This is a genomic window from Bradyrhizobium arachidis, assembly GCF_024758505.1.
In the GTDB taxonomy this organism is placed as follows: domain Bacteria; phylum Pseudomonadota; class Alphaproteobacteria; order Rhizobiales; family Xanthobacteraceae; genus Bradyrhizobium; species Bradyrhizobium manausense_C.
In genome coordinates this window covers 6,815,576-6,832,244 of sequence record NZ_CP077970.1, presented here as the reverse complement: position 1 = coordinate 6,832,244, position 16,669 = coordinate 6,815,576, and the positions used below count along the sequence as shown (strand labels likewise).

The following is a 16,669-nucleotide window of genomic DNA, read 5'->3' as shown; positions in this document are numbered from 1 at the left end:
AGTACTGGTAATTAGCGCCGTCCCTTCTGGAAGCAAAGCATTCACAATTGAGGAATGCTCTGACGCTGTTGAGCGAGACTACGCGAATTGCAGCGTAGGCTCGTATTATCAAAATTTCGGTCAGTGCGAAAATAGGCGGGCGCAGGGGCTGGCGTTCTGCTTACAAGGCCGATACGTGCCACCCGGTTCAAGCCCAAAAGACCAATGTCTTACGAGAGTACAAGCAGAGTGGGCGAACTGTGGTTACAGGAATGTTTGCGCGAACAGGTGGATTCAGGGGCTCCAGGAATGTAACTCCTACCCAGGTTGATCGAAGCCGGGGATTACTGAAATACGAAGCGGCCTCGTCGACGGCGGGGCCGTTCGTATCTAGCCAGCGAGCCGCAGCGCGCCTCACCGATGCGATAAAATCAGCAGCTTGACACTGGGCAGAGCACACGAGCACCAGCAGCCCTGCCTAGCTCGCTGAAATCGACAGCTTTGCCACTGCGTGCGCTTGGCTGCGCTTAGGTGCGCTTAACGCCACCTTGCGCTGCGCCCGCCATCGCCGCACCATCGGAGCGAGCGCGTCCTTTCGAACCAGATGCAAAATAAGCCTTGCGAAATAGGTCTGGGCGAATCATGCGCGTATTGAATGCGGGCGAAGAAATTCACAATCGCGAGAGCGATTCTTGCGCCCGGTGATCACTTGTTATCGGACTTGGGGTCCCACAACAAGAACGGCTTCTTGGGACATGATTTGCCCCACCACCAGCACAAGTTAAATTCAATACCGGCAGCAGCCCAAGCGGCGTGTCCCACAGTCTTGCTGGTGGTTCCCGCAGCCTTGCCAATTGCCCTCACGGTCTTCACAGCTTCTCTGGCGGGCGAGGCTGCGTGAGCCGTTGACCAAGGGGAATTGCAGAATATCAGCGCCAGCACAAAACAAAATGCTCTGAGCATGCGGCCCTCCCTGCTTCAAAATGCGTGATGAGCCTAACCTTCTGCAACCACCGGCTAAGTAATCTAAATCACATATCACTCGCCGGTGATCCGACCGAGCCTTTAGGTCAATGCTTCCATTTCCATCTTGCCTCTGCTCTCGCGTGGCTTGGTGAGCTAGATGCGGCGCGGGCGTCGGTTCAAGCGGGACTTGCACTCGATCCAAGCTTTACGATCCGCCGCTTTCGTCAAACGAATGCTTGGAGCAACAATCCGATCTTCCTTGCCGGGCGCGAACGCACCCTTGAGGGGATGCACATGGCGGGCGTGCCCGAGGGCTGACGCTTCGTCCATGAAGCCGGGCACGCCGTTTCCGCGCGCTTGCTCGGGCATGAGGTCGGCGGGGTCACCGTGAATCCCGACAGCGACAGTAGGTACGAGGGCTTATGCTGGGGTATCGGCCATGCGGAGGCGTTCGCGGAAGGTCGCGGCGACGCGTCGAGCATTCGCGAGGCGCTTGCTTCGGAGATGCCCCAGGCGGGCGAAGATCGCCGTCCTGTGGCGGATATTTTCGCCAGCGTCTGCGTCAGGTGCGTCGAGTTTCTTGCCGGCCGGGCGGCGGAGCGCATGCTGCTCGACGGTGAACCTGCCGTTCCGGCTGACGACCTCCGACAGGCGCGCGAGCTGGCCCTGCTGTTCTGCAAGAGCGATGAAGCCGTCGAGAGCTTCTTGGCGCACTGCGACATTGCTGCGCGAGACCTGTTGACGCCCTATGGCGATCTCCTGATGGTGCTGTCCACGCTGATGCGCATCAAGCGCACGCTGGATGGCGCCGAGATCGACAAGATCATCTGGGGATTCGAGACGCACAAGGCGTTGGCGATCGAACGAGGGCGTGGCGCTCTGGCTGAGCGCGACCCTTGCGAGCGTTCTCGGACTGCTTCGAGCCTTTGGCGTTCTCCCGGTAATGAGCTGCATGCAGTGCCCGGCATCGAGACCTATTTCGCATTCGTTGGTACCCCGGATTACCCGCCACAGTCGCGCAACTCGTTGCGGATGAAATCTCGGTGGGCGATGTGAAGCGCCCGAGCAGCGTAAAAGGTAGTCAGCAAGTCGAACGCCAGACGCGTCGGGTGGCCGGCGCATTCTAGCGCGTCAGTGATCTCGATCTGTCGGGCAATATGCTCGTCGCTTAGCGCGACGTGGCGCTCCGCTTCGATCAGGTGTTCCCGTATGCGCTGCGGGTCCATCCGGGAAACTCATGGCCTGGGCGGCAGATCAGGAGCGGTGTCACTTCCTGTGGTGTCGCCAATGGCGCGCTCCACTTCCGATGCTAGGACGGCCAAATGGTCGGCTAATCTGCCAAACAAATCACGCTTTTTAGGATCGGTGGCCAGATCGCGGATGAGCGCACATTCCGCGGCGTCGGTCCGGAGCTTTTCCAGTTGAGCCTGAAAATCCCTCTTGCGCGGCTCCCGTTCCTCCTCGGGAACATTACAAATACACCCATTCCGCAAGTAGTAACATCACGACTTGGGCTTAGCTTGGCGGTGCGGGGGCGCTTGGTCCTCGATATTTCGCGCGCTTCTTGCGGGGAAGTTCGGCTTCATGACGCCTGAGTGCACGCGACATCCCGATGCGAGCGAACAACTGGGAGGTTTGAATGGAGACTGCATCCCGCATGCGCGCAATGGCGTCGCTCTGCCGACAGAATGCCGCGTATCATCCTGACAGAAGTTGGGAGTTGCTCGCCGAGGCAGAGTACTGGGAGCACATGGAAAGTGCAGCCCTGCTGGAGCATTTCAAAGAATGCATGGGCAGCTCGAATGAGCTGATACAGCCACAACAAACCGCCAACTCGAACGACGCACACCGGACCGTGGCTGTATGAATGCTGTCACCATCGGGCGACTACCGCTTTTTCCAGAGGAAGTTCAACCTGCGTTCCCAAAGTATGACGCGTCAAGACGGCTGAAACGCTCCGTTTTGGCTACGGCCTTTGGGCCGAGAGGGCCATCAGAAGTAAAGCCATTGTGTGCCGTTCGCGCCGGAACTCTCGTCGGACGACGAAAATGGCACGAGGTCAAGAGCGGTGTGAGCGAAGCTCAGACACAGTTCATGATGTCGTGCATGCGCTCGGTTCCCCGCAACCATGGTCGTGTCCAAGCATTGACTTACGTCGTTCGCGATCTCGACTAACTTTTTCCAAAATCGCGCGGCGTGCTTGTCCCAATGACAAGAAGAAAGCCGACACCGCAGCGCCCCTTGGCAATTGCCAAAGAACGGCTCGCTGTGTGTCGCATGTTCGTCACGCTGGCGCAGTTGGCGCGCAAGATCATCCAAATCGACGGCAGCGAAGTCATCGCCGACGCGGACATCGGCACTATGCTGCTCATCATGGCCGCCGTGATGATCGGCCACGCCGAACAACGCCCGATGAACAAAAGCAGCGTGGCGGCGTTCCTCGACCTGCCGCGCACAACGATCGGGCCGAAGCTCGACAAGCTCGTTGAGGTCGGCGCACTCGTTTGCGAGCAGGATCGCTACTTCTTTCTGGAGCCAGAGCGCGCTATTCATCCGCCGGAGCGTGACGTGAGGCGGTGGACGTCTGCCGTCGCAAAAACGTATGAGCAGCTAGTCCCCCTTTTGACCGATCTCGACACTAAGGGATTTGGCTCGAAGCGTCGCACGAGCTAAGAGAGCACAATCCACGTTGATTGGTGGAAGGCACTGAGCACCAAAGCATCACACCGCACATATCGAGGTTCGACTATGCAGAGGCCGCTGCAACGCGGACCGATCGCGCGCCTTTTGCGCAAGCGGGCCATCGTTACCAAGGCGCAAGCCGAGTTGGAATACACCTTCCGATCAATCGGTTGGGTCGCATCTGCGCCGCCAACGTCCGCCCGAAACACGCACAGTGGCGCACGTTCCACGAATGTGCGGAACACTTCCGTGCGGAACACACACGATCATGATCGCTAGACACCTCCCTAAGGGCGCAAACAATAGGACCGTCGAAGTAATGAGCGCCCCGACTTGGAAGGTCGGTCAGCGCGTGGCCCGACCAAGCAGCAACGAGCTTGGCACCGTGATCGAGATCACGCGCGACCAAATGAAGATCAAATGGGATAGCGGTACGACGAGCTACTATCGTCGTGTTGAGGCTACACCACTACGATGTTGATTTCGCACTCCAGTATCTTCGAAGGCGAAAATCGTGTAGGGGGGCTCGGTGCAAGAGGCTGCGCGATCATCGTTCTCCCGGCCACCACGTCGAAGGTGGATTACTCACCGAAATCTTAGTGCGCCGGAGCGCATCCAGATGGCTCCGTTTGTACTGATAGCCGCGCACCGCCGAGCAATCCTTGCAGCGCATGTAGCGCTCAAGCTTGTGGATAGGCGTCGTCTTCGGCCGCCGCACCACATCAAGCGCGACGGTCTGATGCGTCTCGCAGCCAAGGCACTTCAATTCGAGATAAGCATAGCCAGCGTTGATAGCATCGCCCAATGCAGGCGACGGCTGAGCCGGACCATGGAAAGCGAGCATGCGCTTACGTGCTTATCGCGTTGGTAGCATTGAGAGCCGTGGATCGGTTCATTCGACCACCCTCCAAATGTTCAGGCCGCGACGAGCGCCGCGCGCTATCGAAGCCGACAAAACCACGGGAGACAAGGCCCTGAACATCGGCGAACCAAGATGCCTCGCGCCGAATGTTACGCCGCATTGCACGCGGAGCATGGGATCGGAGCGCCGCCTTGGCGTTCGGCGAAAGATCGTCTGGAGACAAAAGGGCTTCTGCGGGCGACGGATTCTGCAGCCGGCCTCGACCGACTGCCTTGAGCGTTTGTCCTTTTCACCGACGAGGTAATCGAACAAGGACGCTGCTTGTTGCGGTGCATGAGTCTGCCCCTGGCCCTTGGCTGCACAACGTGCGAGCCGTTTCCTTGTCGGTTGTTGGAGGGAGACCGAACATCGCGCGATTGGCCTGCTGATCGCAGCTTTTGATCCTGGCTGTGTGAAAACGCTGCGCTTGAGGTGATTCGCGCGATATGATTCCCGCACGATTTGCGGGGGGCTCGGATGAAGCGCTTCGTTGAGGGTGTGAGGGTGCGGATCGTGGGCAGAGCACGCTGTTTCCTGAATGCGTGGAGGACTGGATCGACGCGGATAATCCAGTTCGCGTCATCGACGTCCTCGTCGACGACCTCGATCTGGCTGGACTCGGGTTTGGCGGGGTCGATCCTGAGGCAACCGGCCGGCCGTCGTACCATCCCTCGATTCTCCTCAAGCTTTACATTTGCGGCTATCTAAACCGGGTTCAGTCCAGCCGGTGGCTGGAACGAGAGGCCGGGCGCAATGTCGAGGTGATGTGGCTGCTGGGTCGGCTCGCTCCCGATCACAAGACGATTGCGGACTTCCGCAAGGATAACGGCCTGGCACTACGCAAGGTATGTGCGCGCTTCGTCGAACTCTGTCGTCAGATGGGTCTTCTCACGACGGCGAGCGTCGCCATCGATGGCAGCAAGTTCAAAGCTGTGAACAACCGCGACAAGAACTTCACACGGGCGAAGGTGGAACGGCGGCGTGCCCAGCTGGAGGAAAGCGTCGCGCGCTATCTGAGCCAACTTGACACGGCCGATCGACAGGAGCCGACGGAGGCGCTGACCGCGAAGGTAACAAGGCTTACCGAGAAGTTGACGAAACTGAAGGAGGAGATGGGCAAGCTTGCCGTTTACGAGAAGCAGATGCGCGCGACGCCTGACCAGCAAATCTCACTGACCGATCCCGACAGCCGTTCGATGGCGACGAGCGGCCGCGGTTCCGGCGTCGTCGGCTACAACGTGCAGGTCGCCGTAGACACCGAGCACCATCTGATTGTGGCGCATGAGGTCGCGAACAGCGGCTCAGATCGGGCACAACTTGCCAATATGGCCAAGCAGGCGAAGGACGTTCTTAAGACTGAGACGCTCGAGGCCGTTGCCGATCGCGGCTACTTCAGCAGCCCGGAGATCCTCGCGTGCCACGAGGCTGGCATCACGGTAACTCTACCCAAGCCGCAGACGTCGGGCGCCAAATCGGAGGGGCGCTTCGGTAAGCAGGACTTTGCGTATTTGCCAGAGGAGGACGCCTATCGCTGTCCAGCTGGGGAGCGATTGCCGTATCGCTATACAAACGAAGAAGACGGCAAGATGCTGCGGCGCTACTGGACCACTGCCTGTCAAAATTGTGCGCTCAAATCCCAGTGCACGACAGGGTCAGAGCGGCGAATTACACGGTGAGAGCACGAGCATTTGCTCGACGCTGTGCAGCAGCGCCTCGATGCAAACCCAAAAGCCATGCGCCAGCGTCGCGAGACGGTCGAGCATCCGTTCGGCACGATGAAAGCCCGCATGGGGGCGACACACTTCCTCACCAAAACGCTTCCAAAAGTGGCCGTTGAGATGGCTCTCTCGGTCCTCGCCTATAATCTGACACGGGTCATGAACATCGTCGGAGCCAAGCCGCTGATCGCTGCGATCGCGGCCTGAGACAGGCCCGGTTCCTGGCTTCTCATCGACTTCCCTGCGAAGGGCGTTTTTACACGGCCAAGACCCCAAGCCGACATGCCGGAGCGAGCCGATCAAGGCTCAATCCTTGGCGCCGATTGACATCACAGGAATGTCACCGGAGCGCATCAAGCAGCGCTTTGGCCTCGCGCAGATCAGGCGTGTCGAAACCTTCTGTGAACCAGCCATAGAGCGGCGCGAGGAGATCATAAGCCTGCTGCTGCTTCCCCTGATCACGCCAGAGCCGGGACAAGCTGTTGGCGGAGCGCAGCTCCAGGGCCTTGGCGCCCTGGCGACCGGCCACCTTAATCGCACGCCGAAAGCACTCTGCCGCTTCGGCCCTGTCGCCGCCGTGCCTCGCCACCGTCAGCTCCCCAGTCAAGCGACAGATTTCCGCCTCCCATCGCCGCTCGCCGGTCTCCTCGACAGCGGCCGCAGCTTCGGCCAGCGCAGTCAATCCTTGCTCGGTTGCTCCGGCCCACGCCGAAGCTTCAGCCAGCAGCGCGAGATAATAGGGCCAACGGATGCGCACGCCCGTCGGCTGGACAGCCGCGAGACCGCCGCGAATCTCCGCGATCCCTTCCGCAGCCTGCCCGCGTTCCGCGATCGCCCAACCTCGCAAGATGCTTCCAGCCGCCGCCAGGTGCGGTGCGATGCGATGCTCGGCGCACATCGCGATTGCGGCCTCCGCGTGCTCCCGGGCCGGCTCCGCTTCCCGCCGATGCTGGTAGATCATCGCCGCGAACACCAAAGCGAGAACAAAGCTAAAGGGATGCGAGAGCTCCCGCGCCATGCTTACCGCTTCGCGCACCATGGCAAGCGCCTGCTCGGGGAAACCAAGTGGCCACAGCACGGCGGCCGCGGTGTACCGGTTGCAGACAGCCGCGTCGTGGCTGCCGTAGAGGAACTTATGGGCGCGGTGCGCGTCCGGCCGATAGAGCGCTACTCCCGCCTCGAGATGCGCCCGGCACGCGGTCAGCTCCGGAAGATTGAGAAGGGTTGTCCATGCGGCATGATGCGCCTGCAGGAGGAGGGCCGGATCGGCGCTCCGCCGAGCGATTGAGAATAGCTCGTCCAACAGATCGCGAGCTGTTTTGAACTCGCAGCGCTGCTGATAAACGAGCCACAACCCCCAGCTCACGGCAAAGAGCTGTGCCATATCGCCGGCTTGCCGGCACAGGTCGCGGGCGCGCAGGTAGGCTTGCTCCACCTCCGGTGCCGACCAGCTCTTGGTGCTGATCAGCACCGGCGCAAGCACGAGCTGCAGGTCGAGTTCGCGGCGGGCCCGTTCCGCCGGATCGGTGACCCGCTCGACGAGCATCAGCCCCTTGCGGAGATGGGCGATCGCCTCCGCGTGGGCCGAGCGCTCCGCCGCGCGCTGGCCGGCCTTGCGCCAGTAGGCAACGGCGTGTTCCGCGAGGTCGGCCTCGGTGAAGTGGTGCGCGAGCACCTCCGGCTGAGTGGCCGCGATGTCCGGGAATTTGTCCTCGAGCGCCCGGGCGATGCGCGCGTGCAGTGGCTGCCGCTTGCTGCGTAGCAGCGTTCCGTAGGCGGTGTCCTGAACGAGGGCGTGCTTGAAGCTGTAAGCCGATGTGCCACGACGGAAAATCAACTGTGACGTGGCGAGCTGTTGGAGGGCCGATTGCAAGGGCGTTTCCGGCAGCGGCGACACGGTCCGTATCAGATCGTCGGTGAATTCCCGGCCGATGGCCGCGCCGGTCTGGGCGATTTCCTTGGCTTCCGGACCGAGACGGTCGAGACGGGCCAGGAGCGAGGCGTGCAGGGTGGCCGGGACGGCGAGCGGGCCCGGCAAGGTTCGCGAAAGCACGGCCTTGGCATCCCCTTCACCGGCTCCCGCTTCGAGCACCGCCTTGGTCAGTTCCTCCACAAACAGCGGCACGCCATCCGTGCGGTCGACGATCTCGTGGACGATCGCGCTGGGCAGCACCCTGTCACCGACCACCCGCTGCACAAGGGCTGAGGTGTCGCGCCAGTTCAAGCGACCCAGCGCCAGCATCGTGACGTGCGGCTCACCGATCCACGGCGGCGGGAACTCTGGTCGGAAGGTGAGAAGCAGCAACACCGGCAGCTGCTGCACGCGATCGACCGTCAGCTGCAGCAGCTCGAGCGAGGTCGGGTCGATCCAGTGCGCGTCTTCGAAGACCATCAGCACGGGATTGCGCCGAGACAGGTCCTCTATTTGCCCGACCAGCGCCTGAAGCGTGCGCTCCTTCTTCGCCTGTGGACTGAGCGATACCGGGCCATAGCGGTCGGAGGGCAACGACAGCAGCTCGGCCAAAAGCGGCATATCTTCGGCGGCGGTCGCTGCGCCCGCCAACAACGCCTCGAGTTTGTCGAGCTTGACCGTCGGCGCATCGTCCCTGGTGAACCCGGCCGCCCGCTCCAGTCGCCTGATGACGGGGTACAGCGCGCTACCTTGGTGGTGCGGCGAGCAGAAGCAGCGCAGGCGCGCGTACGGTTCGGCTTGGAGTTTCTCCTGGAGGGCAGCCACAAGCCGCGATTTCCCGACCCCGGGCTCCGCTGAGAGCAGTACCACCTGCCCCTCACCAGAGGTCGCTCGCTGCCACCGACGCCGCAGCAGTTCAATCTCCTCCTCGCGGCCGACCAGCGGGGTCAAACCGGCCGAATGGAAGGCTTCAAACCGGCTCTCGACGGCGCTCGACCGGAGCACCTGATAGACTTGGACCGGCTGCGGGAAGCCCTTCACCGCAACCGTGCCGAGATCGCGGTACTCGAAGAGATTGCCCAGCAGGTGGCGCGTCGTGGGGCCGATGACAACGGTGTTCGGCTCGCCAAGGGCTTGCAGGCGCGCCGCGAGATTGGGCGTTTCACCCACCACACCGCGCTCTTGCGCCTCGCCAGAGCCAACGAGGTCACCGACCACGACCAGCCCGGTGTCGATGCCGATGCGGACCCGAAGACTCTCGAATGTTTGCAATTGATCGACGGCGTCGATGAGCGCCAAACCGGCGCGCACCGCTCGCTCGGCATCGTCCTCGTGCGCCTGCGGGTAGCCGAAATAGAGTAATGCTCCGTCGCCCATGTACTTGGCGACGAAGCCGTCGAAACGGGCGACCGTCTCAGCGACGCAGCGGTGATAGGCGCCAATCACCTCGCGCAGGTCCTCTGGGTCGAGACGAGCCGATAGCGCGGTCGAGCCGACGAGGTCGGCGAACATCACCGTGACCTGGCGCCGCTCGGCCTCGGAGAGCGGCAGGACCGTTCCGGGGACCGCGACGGGTGCGGTGGTGGGAGGGGGCGTCGCCGGAACTGAGCCGGCGCGAAGGAGGGCGATCGCTGCGAGCAACTTTCGGCGATGGCCAATCGAGCTGACGCCGAGTCCGATCAGGTCCTCGGCCGTGAGATCGGCAAGGACCTCAGCGTCGACGTCATTCTCGCGGAACGCGCGCTCGTACTGTCCCAGCCCCAGACCACGCAGCCACGCCGCGATGTCCATGGGCTCCTCCGCTCCACGGTTCTCAAAGCGCTAGGTACGCCAGCCTAGCTCAAAATTAGTGAGCGGGGGGCGCGGTGAAACGTCACGAGTTGACCGCGGAGAAAGGGCAGCTTCCGGCCGAAAGACGTGCAGCACGATCAACGTTAGAACTTGGCCGGCTTTGGCCCCTGCGCAAATTGCGAACTGAAGCTGCGTTGCGAAACCACTGCTGGCACCCGGTCCTCGGTGCGTATCGACTTTGTAATCCAGAACAGTGCCGTCCATCATCATCGGGATCATGATCGTACCATTAGGCCCCACGCCGAGATCGGCGCTCCCCTTCGCGAGTGGAAGGAGGCGCGTTGCCGCGCCTCTTGCGGAGATGCAGCGGCAGCTTCCGCAGTTCGTCGCCGCCTTCGGCAAGGATGTCGAAGGCGCAGAACTGCACCTCGTGATCATGCTTGCGCGAGTGCGGCGCATTGAAATCCGAGATGCCATCGACGCCGAGCAATACTGCTTCGTCATCGAGCACAAGGTGCTTTGGCGGGCCTTACGGGGCGGCCTCGACGATAATTGCGATGGTTCCAGTTACCGGAACTTTAGCAACCATACGACAGTAAGCGTTGTTGATGTTTATCAGTTCCTTGGCAGCGGTGATGTGAACGGCAACCATCGCGCTCTCGCCCAGACCATGTAGGGAAAGGAGAGCGCCATGAAGCGACGCTCAGAGCCCCACACATTCGACGAGAATTTGAGCGCGGAGAAAGCCCGCCTTGAAGTCGCGTTCGCAAATATCAAACCAGGACCGCAGCGCGAACTGCTGGAACGCAAGCTCCGTCAAATCGAAACTGCTTCCCACATAAATGAGTGGCTGACATCACCGGGGTTGCAGCCACCCAAGTGAGCGCTGGTTGCGTTTTGGGTGACGCGGCACAGCGAGGGCATCGTTGCCGATCTTGCAGCACGATGCGACCGAACTTACGGCGCTGGAATGCCGCGGTAATAGTCGTCGACCGATCTAGCCATTGAAGGGTCTGACCAATTCCAATTGCTCTCGTTCCTGTACTTTGGCGCACCGGTTAGCTGCTGATTGGTAATGCCGGTGACGTAGCCGCCGAGTCTGGTGTCGTATTTGAGCGATTGCCACGGCAGAGGATAATGGTCGTCGCCGATGCCGAGAAAACCACCAAAGCCTAGCACTGCGTAAGAGACCTTGCCGCTGATCTTGTCGATCATGACACGCTCGACCGAACCAATGCGCTCCTTGTCAGCGCCATAGACGGCCGTACCTTCGACCTTGTCGCTGCCGATCAAACTTCCTGTTTCACGTTTTTCATAAGTCATGCGAAGTCCTCCTTTGACGGGAAGTTCAACTAACGGCTCGTTCGCTCGTTCCTGATAGTTAGTGGCGATGCTGGAGACCAGCGAGAGGGCCTTTACATTTCGACAGCACAGAAGAGAGCCGTCCTGACGGCGCGTTGTGACCGCGAGCTGCGAATTTGTACCGCGAAAGGTAGGGAAGTCCGACGGGAACATAGGGATCCGCGAGACGTTGAGCACCAGCTTAGAACGCCTCCGTCGTTCTTACAGGCCGCCGCGAGGGGGCAGCGATAGTGGCCAACATCCTAGTTAGTCGAGACCAATTCAATGTCACGCCCGAAGGCATCACACACAAGCCAACGGGCGCTTCTTTTGTACCTGACATCCGCAATCCTCATTCCGGGAGCATTCGCGCGGGACAACTCGAATGCGAGCCTCGGCCTGGCGACGGATACGATCCGGAGACCGTGAAGAGGATGATGCGAGAGCTTTGGGCAGAGTATGTCGAGGCAAATCCGAGCTTGTTTGATACTGCACGCTGAGAAGCGTGAGCAGTGATGGCCGCAAAAGCCATCTCAAGCCTTACGACGCTTCTCCGGTCCTATCATTCGGCTTGTCAGAGGCTCGCATTCGATAGAACGGCGTCGATCGTGCGCTTAAGGGTTTCCAGCTCGCAGGGCTTGGAGAGCACCGGCACTCCCTTAAATTGATCGGGGATACCCTTCAAGCCGTAGCCGCTCAGGAAAAACAGTGGCAGCCCCCGCTCGCTAACTATCTCGGCAACGGGCAGCACGCTGAAGCCGTGCAAATTGACGTCGAGGATCGCAAGGTCGTATTGCTCGATTTCCGCAAGAGACTGGGCCTCATCCACGTTACCCGCTTCAGCGACGACCCCGTACGCGGGCAGAAGCAGACGTGTCAGCAACCATCTTCAAAGTTCGCATTTTGACCCAGAGCTGCCATTCCGCGTGTGGGCAGACGCGCAGAAGCCAGCATCAGTCTGCCTGCAAACCGGTAGCCTTGATGGGACCTTCCCAGCGCGCGATCTCATCAAGCACATATTTGGCAAGGTAATCGGGCCCGCGCCGCTCAGGCGTAACACTCCGGCTGCCTATAGGACACCGGAGCCCGAGGAATGTTCGCTTCGGGCACGGTCCTCCTTGCAGCGGTCCGCACGCAAGACCGGAGCATTAGCGCTCCTCAGCGAGCACCGCGCGACAACCTCGCATCATCACTAAGTGATTGAGATCCGCTAAATCGGTTGATCGGCCTTCGTGAGCCCACTGTCAAAACCCACCTGCAACGGATTTGCATGAAAACCGGCATAAGCCGACAGCCCGAGCTCGTACGTTGCGGCTCGCCCATTTGTCGCCATTGCTCGTTGGCACCCGGCGGATTGCTCGCGAGGTACCTGGACCAATCAAGGAGTGACGCTCTCGCGCAGTCGGCGGAGCTGAGACCGGAGCCGCTCGCAGCCCAATTCCTTTTCGAACTTGGTGATTGCCTCAAGCGTAGGCTCAGCACGCATACTCAGCAGACGCGCCGTGTCGCGGGTACAAGTGTCTTCGGAACGAACAGACTCGTTCTGCGCCTGCTGTTTCGGAACCGTTTGCGGCGCCGGATTTCCGCCAGAAGGCAGAGCGGTATCGCCAGCAAAGCTTTCGAATAGGCGCTGCACTTGGGGGCGCAGTCGAGTGCACGCGACCTCGCGCTGGAAGTTGATGATCTCTTCCGGCGCGGGGTTGGCGCGAAGACGCGCCAGCCTCGCTTCGTCGCGGACACAGGGGTCTACGGTCTGGGGCGCCGACTGCGCCGGAAGCGGCGGCTTTGGGACCGCTGCGTTCACGGTTGGCGGTGCCGGCGCTGGACTGACTAACACCGGTTTCGGCGGGATGGGTACCGAAGCTGGCGGGGGCGCCGTGGCGGCCGCGACGGGCGGCGCCGGCGCAACTCTTGTTGTATCCGGCACCAAGGAGATGGTTGCGCCGCCGAGGGAGCCATAGATGAACGGCTCCTGCCGTCCGCCGGTCATGGCGATAACTGCATCGCGAACACGGCCAAGCGTGATCCGGATGTCGACGCCGGGCTCGGCAAGATGTCTGAGTAGTGCGATTGCATAGGGACTGTTAACGCCGTCGCCGTCATAGGAAATCGAGCCGGCCTTCGCGGCGTAGGCCACCAGCGTATCAGCCCCGACTTCATCAAGCTTCGCGAGCCCGCCCCTGGCCGGTGTGCGGCCTGCCGAGCGCAGCTTGGCTGCAAAGGGGTTGTCGCGGCAGGCGTCGAGCAGGATCAAGCGCAGGCGGCGTACTGGTTGCAACGCCCAGATGATGCGGTCGAGCGAGATAGCTTCATCGTCGACGTCGTAGTCGCGGCTCAACCGGGCATCCACCGGTATGAGATAATTAGTGCCACTGATCTCGAGGCCGTGGCCGGCGTAATAGACCACCGCCATATCAGCGTTCTCTGCCGTGATGAGAAATTCCCGCACAGTGCGCTTGAACTCGACGACACCAAGATCGTTGCGCGAAATGACGACTTCGAAACCGATCGATTTGAATAGTGCCGCGATTGCCGTGGAGTCGTTGATGGTATTGGACAACGTAGATGCGTTCTTATAGGCAGAGTTTCCGACAATGAGCGCGACCCGACGCTCCGCTGCTGCCGCATCGGCGAACATCGCGCCGACGACAAGGCAGAGGCAGTAGATCAAGAGTTGGCGCAGCTTCATCGCGGCATCAATATCCGTAACTCCGCCAGGAACGATGGCGGTACTTCGAGCGCTTTCTCGGCGGCTGGCCACTCTCCGTCACGGTGACGTTGATGACGTCGGAGAACAACGCCGGATCCTGTGGCACGTGGGCGAAGTCGGCGAACAGTAGGCGCAGCTTGTGTTGGCCGACCGGGAGCGTGATCTTCGCTTCAGTCTGGCCGGCGCCGAAGTGCAGGTGGTTGAAGTCGTTCGGGATCGGCTGGTCGAGCGGAGGCAGCTCGGCATCGACAAGTAAATGATGATGCCCGGTGTTGGGCTTATCGTAGCCCGCCGGTGCGACGCCCATATTCAACAGGCCGAAGCGGATAACTGGGTTCGGAGAAATGTAAGAGCCGTTCTTCGGATAGATGAAATAGACCTTGGCCTCCTTCGGGGAGGGGCGACGTCCGCCGGCCGCGGGTTGAACCGCCGCAGGAGCGGCTTGAGCTACCGCGGGAGCGGTCTGGTCAGTAACCTTGACCTTGATCCTCTCGGAGGTCACCGGCGGGGAATGCGGAACGTGATTCTTGTCGCCGAACACAAGCTGCAAGGTGTGCTCGCCGGGCGTCAGCGAAATCTCTGCCTCAGTTTGTCCCGCGCCGAAATGCAGGTGCTGGAAGTCGTTTGGAATCTCGGAATTCAGTGGCGGCGTTGGCGAGTCAATTATCAGATGATGGTGACCGCTATTTGCGCGATCCGAACCTGCCGGCGCGACGCCCATGCCACGCAGGCCGAAATGCAGAGTAATCTTGGTTGGCAACGTATCGCCGTCTTTCAATCCGATGAAATAGACGGCTGCTCCCGCTGGCGACGGTGTCGGCCCGCCAGTCTGCGCCTGTGCCTGCACCGCGTGGAAATACATCAAACCAGCAAGAAATGGAACCAGAACCAATGTCAGCAATCGTTGCATCATCGGCAATCTTCCCAATACATGGATCCACAATCTGGACCGCACTAGCCGCGGGAATCTGAAATAATTGCAAGCGTCAAGACGATCCCCATCCGCGCAGAACGGAGGGGAATGAAACGATATTCCTTTGCCGCCCAATGTAAACTGAAATCCGGGCGGCGCGAGCGTCGCCTTGCCGGGTGTGGTCGAATGAAGCATGCTATGTCACATTGAATGTGACGTGTGCATACTTCCGATCGTTCGAGCCGACCGGAGATCACGATATGAAATCCGCCGTTTTGTCTGCGTTTTTCCTCATGGCGCTCGTTGAGTTTGCGAGCACTGCAGCGAGCGCGCAGCGAGGGCTTAGCAACGGCCCATCTGCCGACCCGCCATCCGCGTCATCCGACACCAGGGTAGCTCAGCAAAGCGCCAGTCTGGATCCGGGTGAGCTATTTCGCGATTGCACCAATTGTCCCGAGCTTGTGGTCGTGCCGCCGGGGGACTTCGTGATGGGGTCTAATGACACGCCCTACGAGAAGCCCGAGCATACGATCAGCATTCGCAAGCCCTTCGCCATTGGCCGGCGCGAGGTGACATTCGCGGAATGGGATCAGTGCGCTGACATTGGCGCGTGCAGGGTGCGTCCCGAGGATCACGGCTGGGGGCGTGGCGACCGCCCGGTGATCAATGTCAGTTGGGAGGATGCCAAGCTGTTTGTCGCCTGGCTGTCGCAGAGGACCGGACAAAGATATCGTCTGCCCAGCGAAGCGGAATGGGAATATGCCGCGCGGGCGGGAACCCGAACGCCGTTCTGGTGGGGCAAGGACATCGGCGACCGTCATGCGCAGTGCGACGGCTGCGGTAGTCCGATCAAGCAGCAGGTCGTGCCAGCGGGCTCGTTCCGGCCAAACGGCTTTGGGCTCTACGACACATCAGGTAATGCTGCGGAATGGGTCGAGGATTGCTGGAACGACTCGTATCGCAATGCGCCGAAGGATGCGTCGCCCTGGACGTCGGGCGACTGCCGCCTGCGGGTACTGCGCGGGGGCAGCTTCCTCAGCAGGGCCAGCGACGTCAGATCGTCGGCGAGGTTTCGCTACGACGTTGACGTACGCTATTACGCCAACGGCTTTCGTGTCGTGCGGGAGTTGCCGTAATCATGCCGCGCGCGGGAATGACGCGCACGTTCGTTGCGGCGCTGCTCGTGTTGACTGCCGTTACTCCGACCGCTTGGGCGCAATCCTACCCAGCGAGTGGTAAAATCGGCTATCTCCAGGAGTGGGAGATCACGGGAAGCTTGGCGAAAGCGGCAATGCGCTCCGCAGTGGATTATTCAGGGACGGTCACGCTGCGGCACATAGGCCTGTGTAGCATCAATGGTGTCGAGCAGAAGCAGGCGCGCATGCAGTTGAAAGTTTCGTCCCTGCGCCTGGAAGGCACGTTGATCATGGACGACGATGAATGCCGCATTGTCGCTTCTGGACCATCAGGCTCGGGGCTGTTGACCTGCCGCGGCGGACAAGACATTCCGATCAATCTCCTGATCGGGAAAGCCGTCGAGACCGAGACGTCTGATCGCGTCGGCCGCAATCGCTAAACAAGTTGCAAGACGATTGTCCGCGAGAAAAATCATTGTCGACTGTGCATTGAGTCCTGATCGCGTGTGCTGATCAGACGCGACTTTGGAGCGCCGCGATCCGTTGTTCAGTTTGGTCTTTCAGTAGTTGCATTCATGTCCACCCTTTCGATAGCGGCGTGAAGAAGTACGCGCGATACA

At 60.8% G+C, this 16,669-nt stretch carries 14 protein-coding genes and 3 pseudogenes; 8 read left to right on the top strand and 9 right to left on the bottom strand.

Features of this window, described 5'->3' with window-relative positions:
• Nucleotides 1-684: 684 nt before the first annotated feature.
• The gene (locus tag KUF59_RS31595) at nucleotides 685-942 is read right to left on the bottom strand and encodes a hypothetical protein (RefSeq protein ID WP_258767357.1); all 258 of its coding nucleotides are present in this window, start codon (nucleotides 940-942) and stop codon (nucleotides 685-687) included.
• Nucleotides 943-969: 27 nt separating this feature from the next.
• On the opposite strand from KUF59_RS31595, the gene KUF59_RS31590 reads away from it, so the two are divergent.
• Nucleotides 970-1,263 (top strand): hypothetical protein, encoded by a 294-nt coding sequence (locus tag KUF59_RS31590; protein WP_258767356.1) that lies wholly within the window; start codon nucleotides 970-972, stop codon nucleotides 1,261-1,263.
• 69 nt (nucleotides 1,264-1,332) lie between these two features.
• Nucleotides 1,333-2,001, top strand: coding sequence for a hypothetical protein (locus tag KUF59_RS31585; protein ID WP_258767355.1), 669 nt, complete (start codon nucleotides 1,333-1,335; stop codon nucleotides 1,999-2,001).
• 179 nt (nucleotides 2,002-2,180) lie between these two features.
• On the opposite strand, the gene KUF59_RS31580 is transcribed toward KUF59_RS31585, so the two are convergent.
• Nucleotides 2,181-2,366 carry a hypothetical protein gene (locus KUF59_RS31580; RefSeq protein ID WP_258770042.1) on the bottom strand — a complete coding sequence of 62 codons (186 nt, stop codon included), beginning with the start codon at nucleotides 2,364-2,366 and terminating at the stop codon, nucleotides 2,181-2,183.
• 218 nt (nucleotides 2,367-2,584) lie between these two features.
• Here KUF59_RS31580 and KUF59_RS31575 point away from each other — a divergent pair, with 218 nt between their 5' ends.
• Complete coding sequence (locus KUF59_RS31575; RefSeq protein WP_258767354.1) at nucleotides 2,585-2,812, top strand: hypothetical protein; 228 nt, start codon at nucleotides 2,585-2,587, stop codon at nucleotides 2,810-2,812.
• 410 nt (nucleotides 2,813-3,222) lie between these two features.
• Complete coding sequence (locus tag KUF59_RS31570; protein WP_258767353.1) at nucleotides 3,223-3,618, top strand: hypothetical protein; 396 nt, start codon at nucleotides 3,223-3,225, stop codon at nucleotides 3,616-3,618.
• Between the two features lie 556 nt (nucleotides 3,619-4,174).
• Here the strand turns inward: KUF59_RS31570 and KUF59_RS31565 are convergent.
• Nucleotides 4,175-4,477 (bottom strand): annotated as a pseudogene (locus KUF59_RS31565) (hypothetical protein); the annotation flags it as partial.
• Nucleotides 4,478-5,055: 578 nt separating this feature from the next.
• Between KUF59_RS31565 and KUF59_RS31560 the strand changes: the two are divergent.
• Nucleotides 5,056-6,453, top strand: a pseudogene (locus tag KUF59_RS31560) (IS1182 family transposase).
• 133 nt (nucleotides 6,454-6,586) lie between these two features.
• Here the strand turns inward: KUF59_RS31560 and KUF59_RS31555 are convergent.
• Nucleotides 6,587-9,949 carry an AAA family ATPase gene (locus tag KUF59_RS31555; protein WP_258767352.1) on the bottom strand — a complete coding sequence of 1,121 codons (3,363 nt, stop codon included), beginning with the start codon at nucleotides 9,947-9,949 and terminating at the stop codon, nucleotides 6,587-6,589.
• Between the two features lie 352 nt (nucleotides 9,950-10,301).
• Nucleotides 10,302-10,469: pseudogene (locus KUF59_RS31550) on the bottom strand (ATP-dependent DNA ligase); the annotation flags it as partial.
• Between the two features lie 171 nt (nucleotides 10,470-10,640).
• Between KUF59_RS31550 and KUF59_RS31545 the strand changes: the two are divergent.
• On the top strand, nucleotides 10,641-10,832 hold the full coding sequence (locus KUF59_RS31545) for a hypothetical protein (RefSeq protein ID WP_258767351.1): 192 nt from the start codon (nucleotides 10,641-10,643) through the stop codon (nucleotides 10,830-10,832).
• 74 nt (nucleotides 10,833-10,906) lie between these two features.
• Here KUF59_RS31545 and KUF59_RS31540 read toward each other — a convergent pair whose 3' ends face one another.
• The 4 genes from KUF59_RS31540 to KUF59_RS31525 form a co-directional block, all read right to left on the bottom strand.
• Nucleotides 10,907-11,272 carry a PRC-barrel domain-containing protein gene (locus tag KUF59_RS31540; RefSeq protein ID WP_258767350.1) on the bottom strand — a complete coding sequence of 122 codons (366 nt, stop codon included), beginning with the start codon at nucleotides 11,270-11,272 and terminating at the stop codon, nucleotides 10,907-10,909.
• A 592-nt stretch (nucleotides 11,273-11,864) separates the two neighbouring features.
• Nucleotides 11,865-12,173 carry a response regulator gene (locus tag KUF59_RS31535; protein ID WP_258767349.1) on the bottom strand — a complete coding sequence of 103 codons (309 nt, stop codon included), beginning with the start codon at nucleotides 12,171-12,173 and terminating at the stop codon, nucleotides 11,865-11,867.
• Between the two features lie 495 nt (nucleotides 12,174-12,668).
• On the bottom strand, nucleotides 12,669-13,979 hold the full coding sequence (locus KUF59_RS31530) for a caspase family protein (protein ID WP_258767348.1): 1,311 nt from the start codon (nucleotides 13,977-13,979) through the stop codon (nucleotides 12,669-12,671).
• Nucleotides 13,980-13,986: 7 nt separating this feature from the next.
• Nucleotides 13,987-14,913, bottom strand: a complete 927-nt coding sequence (locus KUF59_RS31525) for a DUF4399 domain-containing protein (RefSeq protein ID WP_258767347.1) — start codon at nucleotides 14,911-14,913, stop codon at nucleotides 13,987-13,989.
• Nucleotides 14,914-15,173: 260 nt separating this feature from the next.
• On the opposite strand from KUF59_RS31525, the gene KUF59_RS31520 reads away from it, so the two are divergent.
• The gene (locus KUF59_RS31520; RefSeq protein WP_258767346.1) at nucleotides 15,174-16,049 is read left to right on the top strand and encodes a formylglycine-generating enzyme family protein; all 876 of its coding nucleotides are present in this window, start codon (nucleotides 15,174-15,176) and stop codon (nucleotides 16,047-16,049) included.
• Nucleotides 16,050-16,051: 2 nt separating this feature from the next.
• Nucleotides 16,052-16,489, top strand: coding sequence for a hypothetical protein (locus KUF59_RS31515; protein WP_258767345.1), 438 nt, complete (start codon nucleotides 16,052-16,054; stop codon nucleotides 16,487-16,489).
• The last annotated feature ends 180 nt before the right edge of the window (nucleotides 16,490-16,669 follow it).